Source organism: Lentzea sp. CA-135723 (assembly GCF_050936595.1).
In the GTDB taxonomy this organism is placed as follows: Bacteria; Actinomycetota; Actinomycetes; order Mycobacteriales; family Pseudonocardiaceae; genus Lentzea.
Map to the genome: position 1 here is coordinate 5,207,488 of NZ_JBNJMK010000001.1, position 17,458 is coordinate 5,224,945.

Genomic DNA, 17,458 nt, shown 5'->3' on the forward strand with positions numbered 1-17,458 from the left:
GAAGCTGACGCCGTGGGACGTCGTGTCGCGCTGGCTGCCGGAGTGGGTGCACTCCTCGGCCTGGCCTGGTGGGGAATGTTCGAGCTCCTCGCCTCGGGAACGGTCTGCTCGAAGGACGAGTGGGGCTGTCTCGGGGCCTTCGTGACCTCGATACCGATCTTCGCCGTGGCGGGGTCGGTCGTGGGTGCTCTGGGACTGCGATCGCTGAAGGTGTCGCGGGCGTGGCTGGTGGCCGTGCCCGCGACCCTCATGGCGGTGGTCGCGATGGTGTTGTTGCTGGGGATGACCTTCCTGTCGTTCGCGGTGTTCGCGGCGCTGTACGCGTTGATCGCGGTGCTGACGGGATCGGCCGAGGCCCGCCGCGAATCGCCGTGATCGACCGCTTCCGGGTGTGGGTCGCGGCTGCCGCCGGAGCGTTGTGCGGGGCAGGCTGGTTCGCTTCGGTCGAGCCCGCCGGGAACCTTCCCTGCTCGGAGAGCGGTATCGGGTGCGCGCTCTTCGCCTTGTTCATCGTGCTGCCGGCGCTCGTGGTCGTCTGGGGTCTCGTGGGGTGGGGGCTGCTGCGGCTCGTGCGGTTCGCTGGCGCGGGACGGACCGCCGCGCTGGGGACGGCGGGGGCGGTGCTGCTGGTGATCCTCAGTTCGTTCGGGCTGCGGTTCGTGCAGGTCCAGCTGCCGGAGTGGAGCGGAAGCCTCGTGGTGGCGTTCGGGACCGCGTGCGGTTACGCCTTGGCGGCCGTGGTGACTCGTGCCCGCGGTGAAGGTGTTGTGGAGGGTCCGTGAAGGCTCGCTCCGGGCAGCCCTTGATCGGGTAGCTGTGGGCGCATGGTCTTGCGCACTGTCGTGGGGGCGGTCGCCGGAGCCGTCGCCGGCACCGGGTTCTGGCTGACGCTCGACGGCTTCTCCCGGTACTGCTACTCGAGTCCCGGCCGCACCGGGTGCGGTGCCGGGCTGCCTCTGGTCTACCCGCCGGTGTTCGCGCTCTGGATGGCCGTCGCGGCCGCCCTGGTCCTGGGCGGGTTCCGGATCGGACGACAGGAGCGCGGGTGGCTCGCGACCGGGATCGGCAGCGGGCTCTGGCTCGTGCTGGTCGTGGCGGTCGTCTGGGTCGAGATCAGCCACCTGGAGATCTACCCGGAGGACCGGCGCCTCTTCCTCGCGGCCGCGGCGGTGGTCGTGCCCTGCGTCGCCTATGCGGTCGCCACGGCGGGTGCCGGTCGGGCGCGGCGATGCTGACGCGTGCGGTCACCGGTGCGATCGCCGGGCTCGTGGGGTTGCTGGCTACCGGTCTCGCCGGTTTCGGGCTGGTCATCGGGTTCTGCGGGTTCGAGAAGCCGCGGCCGTGGTCGGACGAGCGGTGCCTCGTCGGCGACTACGCCGAGTACGGGTTGTGGTTGATCCCGGTCGTGCTGCTGGGCGGGCTGGCCGGGACGGCGTTGCTGCACGTGTGGTTGTTGCGGCTGCGCGGGCAGCCGAGGCCGTTGTCGGTGGTGGCGCCGGGCATCGGGCTGGTGCTCGTGTTCACGTTCTTCGGCACGCTCACCGGGGTGGTCGGGCTGGCCCTCGTGCCCTCGGCGTCGTTCGCGCTGGCCGGCGTGCTCACCGGGTTCGGGCGCAACGGCCTGTGACCGAGCCCTTGGCTCTCGTGGCGGGCGCTGGTTACGGTGGACGGCGTGACGGAGCAGAGCACCGCAGGCAAGACGGGTAGGACGGGACGCCGGCTTCTCTTCCGGGTCGTGCTGTCGATGGCCGTCGGCGCCGGGCTGGTGCTCGGGTGGACGTGGGCCTACGAGTCGGGCTTCCTCAAGTCGTGGCTCGACAGCACGTCGATGTCGACGTTCCTGCTGCTCGTGCTGATCGGGTTGCCGCTGGCGCTGGTGTCGTCGCTGGTGCTGGCCGGGCCGGTCCTGTGGGTCTTCGGGGTGCGGCCGGTGTGGCCGATCATCCTGCTCGGGCCGATCGTGCTGGGCATCGGGCTCTACTTCAAGGTGCACGAACCCGTCATCGGGTGGTTCGCCAACAGGCACCACGCCGAGGCGTTGCTCGCGGCCGTCGCCTACGGACTCGTCGGGCTGGTCACGTTCAAGAGGTCGTAGGCACCTCGTCGAGCAGGTTCAGGTCCCAGCCCTCTCGTTCGCACCAGTCCTCGGCGTCCTCGCGGGACACGAGCATCGCGTGCCGCGGCCGCGGGCCCGCCAGGTGGTCCCAGCCGTCGGGGGCGAGCACGAAGTTCGCTCCATCGCGTGACGCGATGAGCCGTCCGTGTGGAAACGCCATGGTCTGCTCGGTTCGCAGAAACCGCGTCATGGTGGTCATCGTGCCCTTGACCTCGACCTAAGTCGAGACAGCAGGCTCCGGTGGGGAGAAAAACCGGATGCTGAGTGTCGGTCCTCCTTCGTACTTTGGAGGGGACCTGGAGGGGGCTCATCGCGTGAGCGATCAACGTAACTCGACAATTCAGACCTTGCGGAGGTTGTGGCCGTACGTGCGGCCGCACCGCGCACGGATGACTGTCGTGCTGTCGGCGACGATGCTCGCGATGCTGTGCGGTCTCGGCATCCCGCTGCTCACGCAGCGCATCGTCGACGGTCCTATTCAGCACAAGGAGACCGGTCCGCTGCCGTGGCTGATCGCGGGCGTGCTCGCGCTCGGCGTCGGTGAGGCGCTGCTGTTCTACATCCGGCGCAAGGTCGTGGCGCGGCCCGCCGCCGAGGTCGAGGCGCGGATGCGGTTCGACCTCTACAAGCACCTGCAACGGCTGCCGGTCGCGTTTCACGACCGCTGGCAGTCGGGTCAGCTGCTCTCGCGCGCCACGAACGACCTCACGACTGTGCGGCGGTTCGTGGCGTTCGCCGTGGTGTTCCTGATCGTCAACAGCCTGGTGATCGTGATCGGGATGGGCATCATCGCGTCGCTTTCGCCGTGGCTGTTCATCGTGTCGTTGTGCGGCGCGCTGCCGTTGATCGTCATCTCGTACTTCTTCGAGGCGAAGTTCAAGCTCGTGGCGCGCAAGGCGCAGGACCAGGCGGGTGACCTGACCACGACGGTCGAGGAGTCGGTGCTCGGCATCCGGGTGCTGAAGGCGTTCGGGCGCGGGCCCGAGCTGTCGAAGCGGTTCCTGGCGCAGGCGCGTGACCTGCGGTCGACGGAGCTGAACAAGATCTCGATCCTGGCCGCGCTGTGGTCGGTGCTGATCGTCCTGCCCGAACTGTCCATCGCGGGCATGCTCGGCGTCGGCGCGATCGGCATCGTGCAGGGCTGGATGACGGTCGGCACGCTGGTCGCGGCCGTCGCGGTGAGCGCCTACCTGAGGTGGCCGATCGACTCCATCGGCTGGCTGCTGGCGGAGACGAACCAGGCCGCGTCGGCGCTGGAGCGCTACTGGGAGGTCATCGACTCCCCCGTCACGATCACCGATCCCGCCTCGCCCGTGCCGCTGCCCAAGCCGTTGCGCGGGCACGTGCGGTTCGAGGGCGTGCGGTTCGCGTTCGAGGACGGCCGCGAGGTGCTGGCGGGCGTCGACCTCGACCTGCGTCCCGGCGAGACGGTCGCGCTGGTCGGCGCGACGGGTTCCGGCAAGACGACGCTGACCGCGCTGGTGCCCCGGCTCGCGGACGTGACGGGCGGGCGGATCACGATCGACGGCGTGGACGTGCGGGACCTGTCGCTGGAGGACCTGCGGACCGTCGTGGGCACGGCGTTCGAGGAACCCGTGCTGTTCTCGGCCTCCGTGACCGAGAACGTCGGCCTGGGCGTGCCGGACGTGACCGAGGCGGCCGTGCGCGAGGCGTTGCGGGTGGCGAAGGCCGAGGAGTTCGTGGAAGCGCTCCCGTGGGGTCTCGCGACCCGCATCGGCGAGCAGGGCCTGTCGCTGTCCGGTGGTCAGCGGCAACGGCTGGCGCTCGCCCGCGCGGTCGTCGGCAAGCCGGCCGTGCTGGTGCTGGACGACCCGCTGTCGGCGCTGGACGTGCACACCGAGGCCGAGGTGGAGGCCGCGCTGCGCCGCGTGCTGAGCGAGACCACGGCGCTGGTCGTGGCGCACCGCTCGTCGACGGTGCAGCTCGCGGACCGCGTGGCGCTGCTGGTCGACGGCAGGATCGCCGCGGTCGGTTCGCACCGGGAGTTGTTGGACACCAACGAGGAATACCGGCACCTGCTGTCCAGCCTGGACGACGAGCTGGTCGAAGAGGAGGTGGCGTCGTGAGCGAGGTGACCGCACCCGTCGCGGCGGAAGAGGAGTGGCGCGGCGTCGCCGCCGAGGAGATCGAGGAGCTCTCGCACTCGACGGGCCTGCGCCTGCAGGCCCGGTCGCGGCGACTGCTGGGGTCGTTGCTGCGCCCGCACCTCGGCCTGACGGCACTGGCGATCGCCGCGGTGGTCTGCGGCAACCTGGCCGCGCTGGCCGGTCCGCTGCTGATCGCCGTCGCGATCGACAACGGCATCCCGTCGGCGATCGGCGGCAGCGCGTCGACCCTGGTGTGGTGCGTGATCGGCTACGCGGTCTCGGCCGTGCTGATGACGTTCCTGCGCTGGGCGTTCCTGCGGATCTCCGGCCGGGTCGGCCAGGACGTCCTGCTGGACCTGCGCGGCCGCATCTTCCGCCACTCGCAGGGCCTGTCCGTGGGCTTCCACGAGTCGTACACGTCGGGCAAGGTCATCGCCCGCCTGACGAGCGACGTCGACTCGTTGCAGGACCTGCTGGAGGAGGGCCTCGACAGCCTGTTCAACGCGGCGCTGTCGGTGACCGGCATCGCGATCATCCTGCTGTACCTGGACGTGCCGCTGGCGTTGGTCGTGATCGCGGGCTTCATCCCGATCTACTTCATCTGGCGCTGGTTCCGCCGCCGCTCGATGGACGCCTACCGGGGCACGCGCGGTGCCATCGCCAAGATCATCGTGCAGTTCGTCGAGTCGATGAACGGCATCCGCGCCGTGCAGGCGTTCCGCCGCCAGCCCCGCAACGAACAGATCATGAGGGGCTTCAACGGCCAGTTCCGCGACGCCAACACCGACGCACTGGGCGTCATGGCGATGTTCGTCTCGACGGTCAGGGCCATCGGCAACGTCTCGCTGGCCGTGATCCTCGCCTGGGGCGCCTACCGGGTGGCGAACGGCTCGCTCGAACTGGGCGTGCTGACGGCGTTCACGGTCTACATCCGCCGCTTCTACGACCCGTTCGACGAACTGGCGATGTTCGCCAACTCGTACTCCTCGGCCACCGCGGCCCTGGAGAAGATCTCGGGCGTCCTCGAGGAGAAGCCCTCGGTCCCCGAACCCACGTCGCCGGTGCCGCTGGGCGAGGCCAGGGGCGCGGTCCGCTTCACCGACGTGGAGTTCCAGTACCCCGGCACCACCCGCCTGGTGCTCCCCCGCTTCTCCCTGGACGTCCCGGCGGGCCAGACCGTGGCGCTGGTGGGCGCCACCGGGGCGGGCAAGACGACGGTCGCGAAGCTCGTGGCCCGCTTCTACGACCCGTCAACGGGTTCGGTCCAGCTGGACGGCACGGACCTGCGTTCCGTGGCCGACACCGACCTGCGCCGAGCGGTCGTGATGGTCACCCAGGAGAACTTCCTGTTCTCCGGCTCGGTGGCGGACAACATCGCCCTGGGCCGCCCTGCCGCCACCCGCGCGGAGATCGAGGCGGCGGCGACCGAGGTGGGCGCCCACGGCTTCATCAGCGCCCTGCCCGACGGCTACGACACGGACGTCCGCAAACGAGGCGGCCGCCTCTCCGCGGGCCAACGCCAAATGGTCGCATTCGCCCGCGCATTCCTCGCAGACCCAGCCGTACTGGTCCTCGATGAGGCAACATCGTCCTTGGACGTGCCCACCGAACGCGCGGTCCAGGCGGCACTGGAAACGGTGCTGGCGGACCGGACGGCGTTCATCATCGCCCACCGCCTGTCGACGGTCCTGATCGCGGACCGCGTGCTGGTGCTGGATGGTGGCATTGTGGTGGAAGACGGCTCCCCAGCGGAGCTGATCGGTGAGCGGGGCCGCTTCGCGGCCTTGCACACGGCCTGGCGCGACTCGCTCGCCTAGGCCGGCAGGTCGCGTTCGCGCCAATGGGGATCTGGCGCGAACGCGACCTCACGCTCACCGAGGGCCGCGAGGGCGAGCGGTACGGGCGCGGCAAGACGGCGGCGTGAGGCGAGCCGGGTCGAGGATGGCTCGGGTGGGCGCGAAGGCGAGCCCGTCCGAGCGCAAGCACAGCCGAGCCCACCCAAGACCCGAGCGCAATGCCGAAGGCGAGGCGTCCTTACCTCTCCGCGCCGTGAAAGCGGTGTGGTGACGTTCCTGCGCAACTCAGCCACGCACGCTTGAGGTTGGGGCTTGACTTTGGGTGCGAGGTGCTACCACTTGTGGCTCGGCCGGGCGCTTTTCAGCCCGGCCTTTTCCGGTCCGACCAGCGCCTCGCAAGGGCCCCGAAGTCAAGCCCCAACCTCTGTCGACGCGTCAGCGGCGATGACTGAACCACGCTCGTCATGCTCTTGGCTCTTGGCTCGTCACGCTCTTGGCCCCAGGTCTCCCGACTCCCGGTCTTCGGTGCCGACCCGCCCCACCCCCATCCGATAGGTTCTGGCACGAAAGCTCCAGACCGAGGAGGGCCCAGTGGAGTTGCGAGTCCGGGACGGCCGCGCCGTGCTCGCCGGCGAAGACGAGTCCGGCGAACGCGAGGTCGACCCGCACAGCCTGCCGCTGGGCGCCGACCTGGCCGAAGCCCTCCACGAGTGGGCGAAGGTGGCCGACGCGGTCACCCGCACCGAGACCCCGCAGGACGGCGTCGCGAACGCCCTGGTGGCCCGCCGCGGCAAGCAGCTGGCCATCAGGATCGCCACGGTGATGAACTCCCAGGTCAGCTACACCGACCCGGTGAGCGGCGAGCTCGTGAGCGTCGACGCGCCCGACCAGCCGGCGGCGGCGCCGGAAACCGAAGCCGCGCAGCCGGTACCGGACGACGCGCCCGAGCCCACCCCGTGGGGCACGGGCCTGACGGTCAGCCTCATCACGGCGGCCATCGTCACGGTGACGGTGGTGTCGCTCTCCCTGGGCCTGGGCGAGACGAGCAGCTGGCTGGCGCTGGTCGCGAACGTCCTGGTGGTCGGTGGCCTGGCGCCGAGCGTCTGGCTCGGCCGTCGGGTGCCGGTGTGGCGCTGGGTCGCTTACGGCGTCGTGACGGGGGTTCTGGTCGCCTGGCTCGCGCTGATCCTCACGCTGCTCTAGAAAGCCTTCACAGCAACGCGTAGAACGCGACTGCGCCGGCCGTCGCCACGTTCAGCGAATCCACCCCGGACGACATCGGAATGCGCACCGCCAGGTCGGCGGCGGCGATCGCCTCCTCGCTCAGGCCCGGCCCCTCGGAGCCCAGCAGCACGGCCACGCGGCGGCCGCGCAGGCCCGCGTCGGCGAGGTGCAGGGCCGAGGGCCGAGGCGTGAGAGCGGCAATGGTGTAACCCTTTTGCCGCAACAGGTTCAGCGCCGCGGGCCACTCATCCGTGGTAGCGAACGGCACGCGCAGCACGTGGCCCATCGAGACGCGCACGCTGCGCCGGTAGAGCGGATCGCTGCAGCCGGGGCCCAGAACCACGCCGTCGACGCCCAGTGCGGCGGCGTTGCGGAAGATCGATCCGAGGTTCTCGTGGTCGCCCACGCCCTCCAGGACCGCGAGCCGTTGAGCGCCGGACACCAACGCGTCGAAGTCGACGGCCGGGGCTCGGTCGGCAGCGGCCAGTACACCCCGGTTCAAGTGGAAACCTACGACCGACGCCATAACCTCTGCGGAGGTCACGTAGGCGGGAACGTCCAGGTCAGAAAGGTCCAGAGCCTCGATTCTGCGTCGTACCCCGAGCAGCCCGCGCACCGGGTACGGCGACGCCAGCAGACGTTCCACGACGACCACGCCCTCGGCGATGACGAGGCCCCGCCCGCCTGGGCGGTCCGGCCTGCGGTCGGCCGTCGAGAGGTCGCGGAAGTCGTCCAGCCGGGGGTCGGCCGGGTCGTTGATCTCGATCACGTCTGCCACGCCGGAAGTTTCGCATCCGGGCCGAGGTGGAACAGGCGAGGTAGTCCGGAGGGCGGAACCGCACACGCCCGACCAGCGGATGATCGCTGGTTGTTACCCCGACGTGACAGAGAGCACCGATTTGGGCGATGTAAAGGAGGTTTCGGCTGTGTCACGTTGGTCGTTCCGCCTGGCCCGCGCCCACCGGCGCCGAGCGAAGGGGTAGCGGCATGGGAAGTGAAGTGTCCAGCCGCACTTTCACCAGAGACGACCGCCAGCGTTATCGGGAGAAGATGCAGCGGAGTCTCGACGCACTGGCCACGATGCTGGCCGAAGACACGTTTTCCTTTCCCCGTCGGCAGATGGGGCTCGAGATCGAGTTGAACCTCGTCGACGACGCGATGCGGCCGGCGATGGCGAACTCCGAGGTGCTGGAGAAGATCGACGACCCGTCCTACACGCTGGAACTGGGTCAGCAGAACCTGGAGATCAACGTTCCCCCTCGTGAGCTCGCGGGGGGTGAGATGCTCGGCCTGGAGGAAGAGCTCAGGCTGTCGCTCGACAACGCGGACTCCAAGGCCAACGACGTCGGCGCCAACCTCGCCATGATCGGGGTGCTGCCCACGTTGCGGGAGCGGCACTTCGACCGCAAATGGCTCTCCGAGGCGCCGCGGTACGCGTTGCTCAACGACACCATCTTCAAGGCCCGCGGCGAGGAGATGGTGCTGCGCATGGAAGGCCCGGCGATGCCGGGCAAGACACCGGAGAAGCTGCTGAGCTACGCGGAGTCGATCCTGCCGGAGGCCGCGTGCACCTCGGTGCAGCTGCACCTGCAGGTCGAGCCGACGCACTTCGCCGCGCACTGGAACGCCGCCCAGTGCCTCGCAGGTGTGCAGGTCGCGATCGCCGCGAACTCGGCTTTCCTTCTGGGAAAGGCGCTCTGGCACGAGACCCGCATCCCGCTGTTCGAGCAGGCCACCGACACCCGTCCGGACGAGCTCAAGAACCAGGGCGTCCGGCCGCGCGTGTGGTTCGGGGAGCGGTGGATCACGTCGATCTTCGACCTGTTCGAGGAGAACGTGCGCTACTTCCCCAGCCTGCTGCCGGAAACCGACGACGAGGACCCGTTGGAGGTCCTCGAAGCCGGTGGTGCGCCGAGGCTTTCCGAGCTGCGCCTGCACAACGGCACGATCTGGCGCTGGAACCGCCCCGTCTACGACGTCGTCGACGGAGTGCCGCACCTGCGCGTCGAGAACCGGGTCCTGCCCGCCGGGCCCACGGTGCTCGACACGATGGCCAACGCCGCCTTCTTCTACGGCGCCCAGCGCGCCCTCACCTCCCAGGAACGTCCACTGTGGACGCAGATGTCGTTCCAGGCGGCGGAGGAGAACCTCTACACCGGGGCCAGGCACGGCATGAACGCCCAGCTGTACTGGCCGGGCATCGGCTGGATCCCGCCGGACGAGCTGGTGCTGCGCCGCCTGCTGCCGATGGCGCACGACGGCCTGCGCGACTGCGGTGTCTCCGACGAGGCCCGCGAACGCTACCTCGGCGTGATCGAGCAGCGCTGCCTCGCGCGGCGCACGGGATCGTCGTGGCAGCGGGAAACCGTTGCGCTGCTGGAGGAACGGGGCATGTCGAGGGACGCCGCCCTGTCCGGCATGCTCAAGCGGTACATGGAGCTGATGCACGCGGGCGAGCCCGTGCACACCTGGCACGTCGGCTAGCCGCGCCGGACGTCACCAGGTCAGCAGCTCCTCCCGGAACGACTGCAGCATCTCGTTGGGCAGGCCCGTCCCCGTGACCGGCCTGCCCTGCACGTCGGGCCTCGACTCCCCGCCCACGAACACCGCGATCGACAGCTCCGGCGTGTACCCGATCATCCACGCGTGCCGGACCACGTCTCCGTCCTTCACCTCGACGGGCAGGCAGGCCGCCGTCGGGTCGTTGCCGCACAACGGATCGGCGCGCAGCTCCTCGTTGACCCGTGCCGCGAACTCCTTGCTGCGCGCTGGATCCAGCCCCAGCGCCGGCTTGCCGGAGGCCGCCCACCGGTACAGCGTCTTGCCGCCGGACTCGGTGACGTGGGTGACGAAGTGCGCGTCGTGGCGCACACCCTCCGCCCCGAACGTCGCGTAGGCGGCCGCCACGTCGAGCGGCCTCAGCAGCGCGGCCTCGGTGCCGAGCAGCTCGGTGCCGCGCCCCTCGACCTCCGCGCTCTCCGGCACCCCTGCGGCCCGCATGAGCGCCACGGACCCGAACGGCCGCGCCGCCGCACCGGCTTCCCTGACCACCCCGCCCGCGTAGTCCACGGCGGGGTCCGTACCGGGTGCGTACGCGCGCACGCCGCCGTTGGACGGGTCGACCGCCGTGATGGACGCCGGACGCCCGGTGGCCTGCCGGCGAAGCACCTCCGTCGCGGCGGCCTGCGCCTTCGAGTCGATCGTGGTGACCACCAGCGCACCGCCCGCGTCGCGGAGCCGGTCGAGCGGCGTCCCGATGGTCCCGAGCTCCCGGACCACCTGCCGCACCAGCGGCGTGTCGGGCTGACCGGACCGCCACAGGATCGAGCCGTCCGCGTGCTGCACGACGACGTCACCGGCGGCGATGGCTTCCGGTGACGAGCCAGGTCGTTGCCACACAACGGCTCCGACGATCGCCGCGAGAAGGACCAGAGCGCCCAGAACGGGCAGGAACCGCTTCATCGAACCCCCAGCGCGAAACTCCCCCAGGGTTTCGAATCTAGCGGTCCCGTCCAGCCCTCGTGCCCCTAGCGGCGGCGTCCCGACTTCAGCGGGGCGACGTCCGCGCCGTCGTGGGAGGTGCGGCACTCGTCCGGCGTGACGGCCTCGACCGCCAGCGTCAGCTCGCCCTTCACTCCCGTGTAGATCGACTCGCCCCGTGACGCCAGCGACGCGTGCACGCGGTTGGAGTCGGTGAAGTCGCGTTCGTCCTTGACCCGCTTCTTGCCGGTCTCCTCCGGCCGCGTGGCGCTGCGGAGGTTGACCTCCAGCCACGCGGCGACCTCGTCCGGCGACGTCAGGACTTCCTCAGGGGTGCGTTCGAGCCGAACCTGCCGAGGAGAGGCGTGATCGAGTGACGTGTGCTCCACATAGGCGTGCCAGTGGGTGTTGCGCATCGACCAGGTCTGTTCGACCGGCCAGTCCTCCTCGGTGGTCATGCGTCATATCTTCCACCCTTCACACGAGGAAACGTGAGAAGGTCGCGGACGTCGACCTCATGATCCACCCGCACGGCCGAAGCGAGCCGCCGGTCGTGTGTGACCAGCAACAACGTGCCTTCGTAGGTTTCCAAGGCCTGTTCGAGCTGTTCGATGGCCGGCAGGTCGAGGTGGTTGGTCGGTTCGTCGAGGACCAAACAGGTCGTGCCTTTTGCTTGCAACAAGGCCAAGCCTGCGCGGGTGCGTTCGCCCGGTGACAGCTCGCGGGCAGGCCGCAGCACCGCGTCGGCGCCGAGCCGGAACTTCGCCAGCAGCGTGCGCACCTCCACGTCCTGGAGACCGGTCGCGTCCGCCACGATCCGCAAAGCGCTGGCGTCGCTCGCGAACTCGGCCCTGAGCTGGTCCACCTCGCCGACGACGACGCCCGGCCCGATGGACCTGTCGCCCTCCAGCAGGGGAATCCGGCCGAGCAACGCCCCGAGCAACGTGGACTTGCCCGTGCCGTTGGGACCGACGATCCGCCACCGCTCGCCCGCGCCGATCGTGAGGTCGACCGGCCCGAGCGTGACGTCGCCGCGGCTGACCACGGCCCCGCGCAACGTGAACGCGACCGAGCTGCCCCGGCCGGCGGACGGCAGGGTGAGCCGGAGCTCCCACGCCTCGCGCGGCTCGCCGACCTCCTCCAGCCGCGCCAGCTGACGGTCCACAACGGACGCTTTGGCGGTCAGGCTCTCGGCACCGCGCTGGTGGCCCGCGCGGACGTTGCGGTCGGGTTCGTCGTTGAGCATCTTGGCGCTCTTGGCCCGGCGCACGCCCTTGCGCGACCACTCCCTGACCTGACGGCTGCGCTGGACGAGTTCGGAGCGCTTGGTCTCGTACGCCTCGTACTCCTCGTGCGCGCGGCGGTCCGCGTTCGCCTTCTCCTCGACGTAGGCGTCCCAGCCGCCACCGAACACGGTGATCCGGTGGCTGAACTCGTCGAGCTCGGCGATGGCGGTCGTGGTGCGCGCGAGGAACTCCCGGTCGTGGCTGACCAGCACGATCGCGCCCTGGTAGCCGGTGACGTGGGACTCCAGCAGGTCGAGCCCGGCCGCGTCGAGGTCGTTGGTCGGCTCGTCCAGCAGCAGCACGTCGGCGCGGGTGAGCAGCACGGCCGCGAGGCGCAGCCGCGCCTGCTGGCCGCCGGACAGCTCGTCGGGAGCCCGGCCGTCCAGCAGGTCGGCGGGCAGGCCGAGGCGCTGGCAGACGACCTCGGCGCGTTCGTCGAAGTCACCGGCACCGATGACGGTCCAGTGGTCGAAGGCGTCGGAGTACCCGGCACCGCCCCCGTCTGCCAGGGCTTCGGCCTCACGTTGCAGCCACTGCTCGGCCTCGGCGACGCCGGTGCGGCGGGCGAGGTGGTCGCGCAGCGACTCTCCACCAACGTGGAGGGTCTCCTGCGTCAGGTGCGCGACGGTCCCGGTGCTTGAGACAGATCCGGTTTCCGGCGGCAGCTCACCGGAGAGCAGACGGAGCAACGTGGACTTGCCGACGCCGTTGGGCGCGATCAGGCCGACGCGGTCACCAGGCGAAACATCGAAATCAACCTCCGAGATCACGGTCCTCGGACCGAACGACAGCGAAATGTTCCTGGCTGTCAGCACGGACACGCCTACGACGCTACGGACGCCCGCAACTGGTTTACTGACGCTTATTGCTAGTAAGTTGCAAGTACCAAGAGATTGCAGGAGTTGTCATGGGCCAGTACGTGCTGCCGGATCTCGACTACGACTACGGCGACCTCGAGCCGGCGATCATCGGTGAGATCAACGAGCTGCACCACGGCAAGCACCACGCCGCGTACGTCAAGGGCGCGAACGACACGATCGAGCAGATCGCGGAGGCCCGCGACAAGGAGTCCTTCGGCTCGATCGTCGGCCTGGAGACCACGCTGGCGTTCCACCTCGCGGGCCACGCGCTGCACCAGGTGTGGTGGAAGAACCTCTCGCCCAACGGCGGCGACAAGCCGGTCGGCGAGCTCGCGGCCGCGATCGACGAGCACTTCGGCTCGTTCGACAAGTTCCGCGGCCAGCTCAACGCCGCCGCGTCGTCGATCCAGGGTTCCGGCTGGGGCATCCTCGCCTGGGAGCCGATCGCGCAGAAGCTGATCACGCTGCAGCTGAAGGACCACCACTCGAACCTGTCGATCGCGGTCACGCCGCTGCTCGCGTTCGACATCTGGGAGCACGCGTACTACCTGCAGTACCGCAACCTGAAGGCCGACTACATCTCGGCGCTGTGGAACGTCGTCAACTGGGAGGACGTCTCCGCCCGCTTCGAGGCGGCGCGCGGCGGCCAGAACGGCCTGCTGCTGCCCTGATGCGGCACTGATGCTTCGGCGGTGGATGCTCCGACAAGCTCCCGCTGCCGAACACGACGAGGCCCCCCTCTGCCCAGAGGGGGGCCTCGTCCGTTCCCGAACTGACTGCCGCTCCCACCACGAAGCGACGAGACTTAGGTTAGCCTAACTTCGCTTCCTTGGGAAGTCCTCCTGACCAGACGTCTCGCGATCAGTTCGACCACGGTCGCCACGGCGGCCGCCTCGACCGCCAGCAACGCCAGGAGCACCACGATCTGCAGGGCACCGGCCTGCCAGACTGGCGCGCCGCCGAGCAGCATGCCGACGAAAGCACCCGGAAGGGTGACCAGCCCGACCGTCCTGGTCTGGTCGAGCGCCGGGATCAACGCCTCGGCGGCCGGCTTGCGGATGATCAGGCAGACCGCATCGCGTTCGTGGAAGCCCAACGCGCGCGCGGCCTCGTACTCGCCGTACCGATCGTGCAGCGAGTCGAGGGCTCTGCGGGCAGACAACGTGGTGGCGGTCATCGCACCGCCGATGAGGATGCCGCCGACCGGGATGAGCGCGATGCCCTGGACGGGCAGCAGACCGATGCCGAGCAGCAACCCCAGCGCCGGGACCGTGCCCACGAGGATCGCGGCGGCCACCCAGACGCCCCTGCGGCCGGTGCCCGTCCTGCTCGCGGACGTCGCCGTGGCGACCACGGCCATCAGCACCAGGAACGCCCAGGTGAGGCCCAGGTGGGTCAGCACGAACGTGATCACGGCGGACACGGCCGCGAGCTGCAGGACGCCTCGGGCGGCGGCGCCGAGGAACGGCTTCGGGCTGGTGAGGCCGGTGAAGTGGGTGATCGCGGCCGCGGCGGCCACGAAGGCGACGCAGACGATCAGCAGCCGGACCCAGTCGGCGACGAGAACCATGGTCGTGATCACACCCGATCGTGCAGTTGCCTTCAATTCAGACTAAGTTCAGACTTGTTGAAGTGAGCATTGTCAGCGAAGTGCAGTGGAGCGAACTGCAACGCGACCCGAAGAGCGTCGCGGCCATCGCAGAGCAGCATGAGGTGCGGGTCAAACGACGGGACGGAGCCGACCTCCTCCTGGTGCGCGCCGACCAACACGCCAATCGGCACAGCGGAGCACTCATGGCCGCTCGCGCCTTGCGCTCGGTGTTCCGCCACGTCGGGCCTGATGTCATCGCGGACGCGCTGAAGGACGAGTTCCCCTGGACCGCCGTGCTGCCCGAGTCTGATCGAGCAGAGTTCGTGCGGGAGTTCGTGCAGGCCATCCAAGCGTCTGCTGATCTCGGTCAATGGTCCTTGCTCGGACAGACCGTGCACGAGTGGGCCAACACCGCGATCGTGCACGCCGACCCGGACCTGCACCGCGCACTCACCACCCCGATCACCACCCGGGACCTCGACTCCGTCCCCCCGTCAGAAGACGAGTGAACATTTGCCAGCCATACGCGGCGATCGTGTCGCGCCACCTCATGGAGAGCCCTACCTCTCCCAAGGTGAACACCACTCGCCACCATCGCCTCAAGGGCGATCTGGCTCGGCTGGACGTGGACGGCGTCGAGCGCGACCAGTGGCAGTACGAGGTCACCGCCGGCGGACGCATCTGGTTCGTCGTCCTAGAAGAACGGAAGACCGTGTGGGTCACCCGTGCTGGTACCGGTCACCCGAAGCTGACGGACTAGGCGTCTTCGAGGCCCTGCTGGGCCCCGCGTGACCCTCGCCTCGCTGCCCGGCGTTGCCAGTAGAAGACTCCGTACCCGATGATCCCGAGCAGGCCGCCGGACAGGGTCGTCCAGAGCAGGGTGCCGTCCTCGCGGTCGAAGATCAGCACGACCAGGAAACCGAGGAACCACAGCGCGGTACCACCCAGCACGACGGGCACGGGGTCTGCCAGCCTGTGCGGCAGCGCCGGCGGGTGCGGTGGGGTGGAGTCGCGTTCGGACACATCGATAGGAGACCAGATGCTGGACGGGTTCTTCAAGATTTCCGAGCGCGGGTCGACCGTGGCGCGCGAGGTCCGCGGTGGTGTCGTGACGTTCTTCACGATGGCCTACATCGTCGTGCTGAACCCGTTGATCATCGGCAGCTTCGCGCCGTCGGGTCCCGGTTCGCACCCCGACGTGCTCGGCAACATCCTCCCCGTCGGGCAGGTCGCGGCGGTGACGGCGCTGGTCGCCGGCGTGATGACCATCCTCTTCGGACTGATCGCCAACTACCCGTTCGCGCTGGCCACTGGGCTCGGCATCAACTCGTTCGTCGCGGTCAGCGTCGCCGCCAAGGTGACCTGGCCCGAGGCGATGGGCCTGATCCTCGTCAACGGCCTGGTCGTGCTGCTGCTGGTCGTCACGGGCGTGCGGACCGCGGTGTTCAACGCCGTGCCGAACGAGCTGAAGGCCGCGATCGCCGTCGGCATCGGCCTGTTCATCTGCTTCATCGGGCTCGTGGACGCCGGGTTCGTGCGCCGCCTGCCCGACGCCGCCAACACCACCGTGCCGGTCGGGCTCGGCATCAACGGGTCGATCGCGAGCTGGCCGACGCTGGTGTTCGTGGTCGGCCTGGTGCTCACGGGCGTGCTGTTCGCGCGGCGGGTCAAGGGCGCGATCCTCATCGGCATCGTCGCCACGGCGATCTTCGCGATCGTGCTCGAAGCGCTGGTCAAGGCCGGGCCGTCGGCGGGCGTCAACGCCAAGGGCTGGAACCTCGGCTACCCCGCGCTGCCCGACCAGGTCTTCGGCGTGCCGGACCTCAGCCTGCTCGGCGAGGTGTCGTTCGGCGCGTGGACGCGGATCCCGGCGCTGGCGGCAGCCCTCATCGTCTTCACGCTGGTCCTGACCGACTTCTTCGACACCGTCGGCACGATGACCGGTCTCGGCAAGGAGGGCGGGCTGATCGACAAAGATGGTCAGCTGCCGAACGTCAGCAAGGCGTTGTTCGTGGACGGCCTCGGCGCCGTCGCCGGTGGCGCCGCGTCGAGCTCGTCCAACACCGTCTACATCGAGTCGGCGTCCGGCATCGCGGAGGGCGCGCGGACCGGTCTGGCCAACGTCGTCACGGGCGTGTTGTTCCTGCTGGCGATGTTCTTCACGCCGCTCTACGAGGTCGTGCCGATCGAGGCGGCCGCACCGGCGCTGGTCATCGTCGGCGCGTTGATGATGATGCAGGTCCGCGAGATCGACTTCACCGACTTCACCATCGCCCTGCCGGCGTTCCTCACGATCGTCGTCATGCCGTTCACGTACTCGATCGCCAACGGCATCGGCGCCGGCTTCGTCAGCTACGTGCTGCTCAAGGCGCTGACGGGCAAAGCTCGCGAAATTCACGCGCTCATGTGGATCGTGGCGGCCGCTTTCGTCGTCTACTTCTCGTTGGGCCCGATCCAGAGCCTGCTGAGCTGACCTTTCGGCAGGAAACTATTTCGTGAGGTATGCTAACTACGTGGCGACCGATCAGCACGGACTGGCGAGCAGGCTCAGGCTTGCCGTCGTTCGCCTCAACCGTCGCCTGCGGGCGCAGCGCACCAACTCGTCGGTGTCGCTCACACAGGTGTCAGCGCTGTCCACCCTGCACAAGTGCGGACCGCTGACCCCAGGGGAACTAGCGGCCAAGGAAGGCGTGCAGCCGCCGTCGATGACGCGCGTGATCGCCGCCCTGGAGGAGTTCGGGTTCGCCACGCGCAGCCCGCACCCCACCGACGGCCGTCAAGCCATCGTCGAGCTGACGCGCGAAGGCTTGTCGTACCTGGAGGACGAGATCACGGCCCGCGAAGCGTGGCTGGACAAGCGGCTGGCCGAGCTGGACCCGGAGGAACGGGAACTGCTCACACGGGCCGCCGACATCATCGACAGGATGGCGGGTCAGTAAGAACGTGACGGGTTACGCGGGTGGTGGAGCAGCAAGTCCGCCACCTCGTCGTACCGGA

General features: G+C 69.3%; 21 protein-coding genes. 14 read left to right on the forward strand and 7 right to left on the reverse strand.

What is annotated here, in order from left to right:
- The first annotated feature begins 12 nt into the window (after window positions 1–12).
- From ACQEU1_RS23705 to ACQEU1_RS23725, 5 genes are read left to right on the forward strand one after another with little or no spacing between them, the layout of a single operon-like run.
- On the forward strand, window positions 13–375 hold the full coding sequence (locus ACQEU1_RS23705; RefSeq protein ID WP_433205599.1) for a hypothetical protein: 363 nt from the start codon (window positions 13–15) through the stop codon (window positions 373–375).
- Window positions 372–782, forward strand: coding sequence for a hypothetical protein (locus ACQEU1_RS23710; protein WP_433205602.1), 411 nt, complete (start codon window positions 372–374; stop codon window positions 780–782). Before ACQEU1_RS23705 ends, ACQEU1_RS23710 begins: the two co-directional genes overlap by 4 nt.
- A 42-nt stretch (window positions 783–824) precedes the next feature.
- Complete coding sequence (locus ACQEU1_RS23715) at window positions 825–1,235, forward strand: hypothetical protein (RefSeq protein WP_433205605.1); 411 nt, start codon at window positions 825–827, stop codon at window positions 1,233–1,235.
- Complete coding sequence (locus ACQEU1_RS23720; protein ID WP_433205608.1) at window positions 1,229–1,627, forward strand: hypothetical protein; 399 nt, start codon at window positions 1,229–1,231, stop codon at window positions 1,625–1,627. Before ACQEU1_RS23715 ends, ACQEU1_RS23720 begins: the two co-directional genes overlap by 7 nt.
- 45 nt (window positions 1,628–1,672) lie before the next feature.
- Window positions 1,673–2,095 (forward strand): hypothetical protein, encoded by a 423-nt coding sequence (locus ACQEU1_RS23725; protein WP_433205611.1) that lies wholly within the window; start codon window positions 1,673–1,675, stop codon window positions 2,093–2,095.
- Here ACQEU1_RS23725 and ACQEU1_RS23730 read toward each other — a convergent pair.
- Window positions 2,082–2,306: a hypothetical protein gene (locus ACQEU1_RS23730; RefSeq protein ID WP_382442508.1), complete on the reverse strand. Its 225-nt coding sequence runs from the start codon at window positions 2,304–2,306 to the stop codon at window positions 2,082–2,084. The two genes, ACQEU1_RS23725 and ACQEU1_RS23730, sit on opposite strands and share 14 nt — an antisense overlap.
- A gap of 157 nt (window positions 2,307–2,463) precedes the next feature.
- On the opposite strand from ACQEU1_RS23730, the gene ACQEU1_RS23735 reads away from it, so the two are divergent.
- The 3 genes from ACQEU1_RS23735 to ACQEU1_RS23745 all read left to right on the forward strand — a co-directional run bounded on the left by ACQEU1_RS23735 (window position 2,464) and on the right by ACQEU1_RS23745 (window position 7,223).
- The gene (locus tag ACQEU1_RS23735; protein WP_433205614.1) at window positions 2,464–4,203 is read left to right on the forward strand and encodes an ABC transporter ATP-binding protein; all 1,740 of its coding nucleotides are present in this window, start codon (window positions 2,464–2,466) and stop codon (window positions 4,201–4,203) included.
- The gene (locus ACQEU1_RS23740; RefSeq protein WP_433205617.1) at window positions 4,200–6,041 is read left to right on the forward strand and encodes an ABC transporter ATP-binding protein; all 1,842 of its coding nucleotides are present in this window, start codon (window positions 4,200–4,202) and stop codon (window positions 6,039–6,041) included. The genes ACQEU1_RS23735 and ACQEU1_RS23740 overlap by 4 nt, the downstream gene beginning before the upstream one ends.
- A 570-nt stretch (window positions 6,042–6,611) precedes the next feature.
- A complete protein-coding gene (locus ACQEU1_RS23745; RefSeq protein WP_433205620.1) occupies window positions 6,612–7,223 on the forward strand; it encodes a DUF2537 domain-containing protein in 612 nt (203 codons plus the stop codon).
- 7 nt (window positions 7,224–7,230) lie between these two features.
- On the opposite strand, the gene ACQEU1_RS23750 is transcribed toward ACQEU1_RS23745, so the two are convergent.
- Complete coding sequence (locus tag ACQEU1_RS23750) at window positions 7,231–8,022, reverse strand: TrmH family RNA methyltransferase (RefSeq protein WP_433205623.1); 792 nt, start codon at window positions 8,020–8,022, stop codon at window positions 7,231–7,233.
- Between the two features lie 209 nt (window positions 8,023–8,231).
- On the opposite strand from ACQEU1_RS23750, the gene ACQEU1_RS23755 reads away from it, so the two are divergent.
- A complete protein-coding gene (locus ACQEU1_RS23755; RefSeq protein WP_433205626.1) occupies window positions 8,232–9,728 on the forward strand; it encodes a glutamate--cysteine ligase in 1,497 nt (498 codons plus the stop codon).
- A 12-nt stretch (window positions 9,729–9,740) separates the two neighbouring features.
- Here the strand turns inward: ACQEU1_RS23755 and ACQEU1_RS23760 are convergent, their stop codons facing one another.
- The 3 genes from ACQEU1_RS23760 to ACQEU1_RS23770 form a co-directional block, all read right to left on the reverse strand.
- On the reverse strand, window positions 9,741–10,706 hold the full coding sequence (locus ACQEU1_RS23760; RefSeq protein WP_433205629.1) for a hypothetical protein: 966 nt from the start codon (window positions 10,704–10,706) through the stop codon (window positions 9,741–9,743).
- 65 nt (window positions 10,707–10,771) lie between these two features.
- Entirely contained in the window at window positions 10,772–11,182 is a 411-nt protein-coding gene (locus tag ACQEU1_RS23765; RefSeq protein WP_382442735.1) for a hypothetical protein, read from the reverse strand.
- Entirely contained in the window at window positions 11,179–12,831 is a 1,653-nt protein-coding gene (locus ACQEU1_RS23770) for an ABC-F family ATP-binding cassette domain-containing protein (RefSeq protein ID WP_433205632.1), read from the reverse strand. The genes ACQEU1_RS23765 and ACQEU1_RS23770 overlap by 4 nt, the downstream gene beginning before the upstream one ends.
- Before the next feature lie 86 nt (window positions 12,832–12,917).
- Here ACQEU1_RS23770 and ACQEU1_RS23775 point away from each other — a divergent pair, with 86 nt between their 5' ends.
- Window positions 12,918–13,541: a superoxide dismutase gene (locus tag ACQEU1_RS23775; protein WP_382442737.1), complete on the forward strand. Its 624-nt coding sequence runs from the start codon at window positions 12,918–12,920 to the stop codon at window positions 13,539–13,541.
- Window positions 13,542–13,675: 134 nt separating this feature from the next.
- Here ACQEU1_RS23775 and ACQEU1_RS23780 read toward each other — a convergent pair whose 3' ends face one another.
- Complete coding sequence (locus tag ACQEU1_RS23780) at window positions 13,676–14,452, reverse strand: ABC transporter permease (protein WP_433205636.1); 777 nt, start codon at window positions 14,450–14,452, stop codon at window positions 13,676–13,678.
- Between the two features lie 50 nt (window positions 14,453–14,502).
- On the opposite strand from ACQEU1_RS23780, the gene ACQEU1_RS23785 reads away from it, so the two are divergent.
- Both ACQEU1_RS23785 and ACQEU1_RS23790 read left to right on the forward strand, forming a co-directional pair.
- Window positions 14,503–14,970, forward strand: coding sequence for a DUF6247 family protein (locus tag ACQEU1_RS23785; protein WP_433205639.1), 468 nt, complete (start codon window positions 14,503–14,505; stop codon window positions 14,968–14,970).
- 65 nt (window positions 14,971–15,035) lie between these two features.
- Window positions 15,036–15,221 (forward strand): hypothetical protein, encoded by a 186-nt coding sequence (locus tag ACQEU1_RS23790; protein ID WP_433205642.1) that lies wholly within the window; start codon window positions 15,036–15,038, stop codon window positions 15,219–15,221.
- Here ACQEU1_RS23790 and ACQEU1_RS23795 read toward each other — a convergent pair.
- Window positions 15,218–15,484 carry a DUF2530 domain-containing protein gene (locus ACQEU1_RS23795; protein WP_433205645.1) on the reverse strand — a complete coding sequence of 89 codons (267 nt, stop codon included), beginning with the start codon at window positions 15,482–15,484 and terminating at the stop codon, window positions 15,218–15,220. The two genes, ACQEU1_RS23790 and ACQEU1_RS23795, sit on opposite strands and share 4 nt — an antisense overlap.
- 16 nt (window positions 15,485–15,500) lie before the next feature.
- On the opposite strand from ACQEU1_RS23795, the gene ACQEU1_RS23800 reads away from it, so the two are divergent.
- Window positions 15,501–16,934: an NCS2 family permease gene (locus tag ACQEU1_RS23800; protein WP_433205648.1), complete on the forward strand. Its 1,434-nt coding sequence runs from the start codon at window positions 15,501–15,503 to the stop codon at window positions 16,932–16,934.
- Between the two features lie 40 nt (window positions 16,935–16,974).
- Window positions 16,975–17,400, forward strand: a complete 426-nt coding sequence (locus tag ACQEU1_RS23805) for a MarR family winged helix-turn-helix transcriptional regulator (RefSeq protein ID WP_433205651.1) — start codon at window positions 16,975–16,977, stop codon at window positions 17,398–17,400.
- The last annotated feature ends 58 nt before the right edge of the window (window positions 17,401–17,458 follow it).

Excerpts from the sequence above, each read along its gene's own strand:
- ACQEU1_RS23760 (WP_433205629.1), bottom strand. The coding sequence starts at position 10,706 with ATGAAGCGGTTCCTGCCCGTTCTGGGCGCTCTGGTCCTTCTCGCGGCG.
- ACQEU1_RS23800 (WP_433205648.1), top strand. The coding sequence starts at position 15,501 with ATGCTGGACGGGTTCTTCAAGATTTCCGAGCGCGGGTCGACCGTGGCG.
- ACQEU1_RS23765 (WP_382442735.1), bottom strand. The coding sequence starts at position 11,182 with ATGACCACCGAGGAGGACTGGCCGGTCGAACAGACCTGGTCGATGCGC.
- ACQEU1_RS23755 (WP_433205626.1), top strand. The coding sequence starts at position 8,232 with ATGGGAAGTGAAGTGTCCAGCCGCACTTTCACCAGAGACGACCGCCAG.
- ACQEU1_RS23720 (WP_433205608.1), top strand. The coding sequence starts at position 1,229 with ATGCTGACGCGTGCGGTCACCGGTGCGATCGCCGGGCTCGTGGGGTTG.
- ACQEU1_RS23730 (WP_382442508.1), bottom strand. The coding sequence starts at position 2,306 with ATGACGCGGTTTCTGCGAACCGAGCAGACCATGGCGTTTCCACACGGA.
- ACQEU1_RS23775 (WP_382442737.1), top strand. The coding sequence starts at position 12,918 with ATGGGCCAGTACGTGCTGCCGGATCTCGACTACGACTACGGCGACCTC.
- ACQEU1_RS23715 (WP_433205605.1), top strand. The coding sequence starts at position 825 with ATGGTCTTGCGCACTGTCGTGGGGGCGGTCGCCGGAGCCGTCGCCGGC.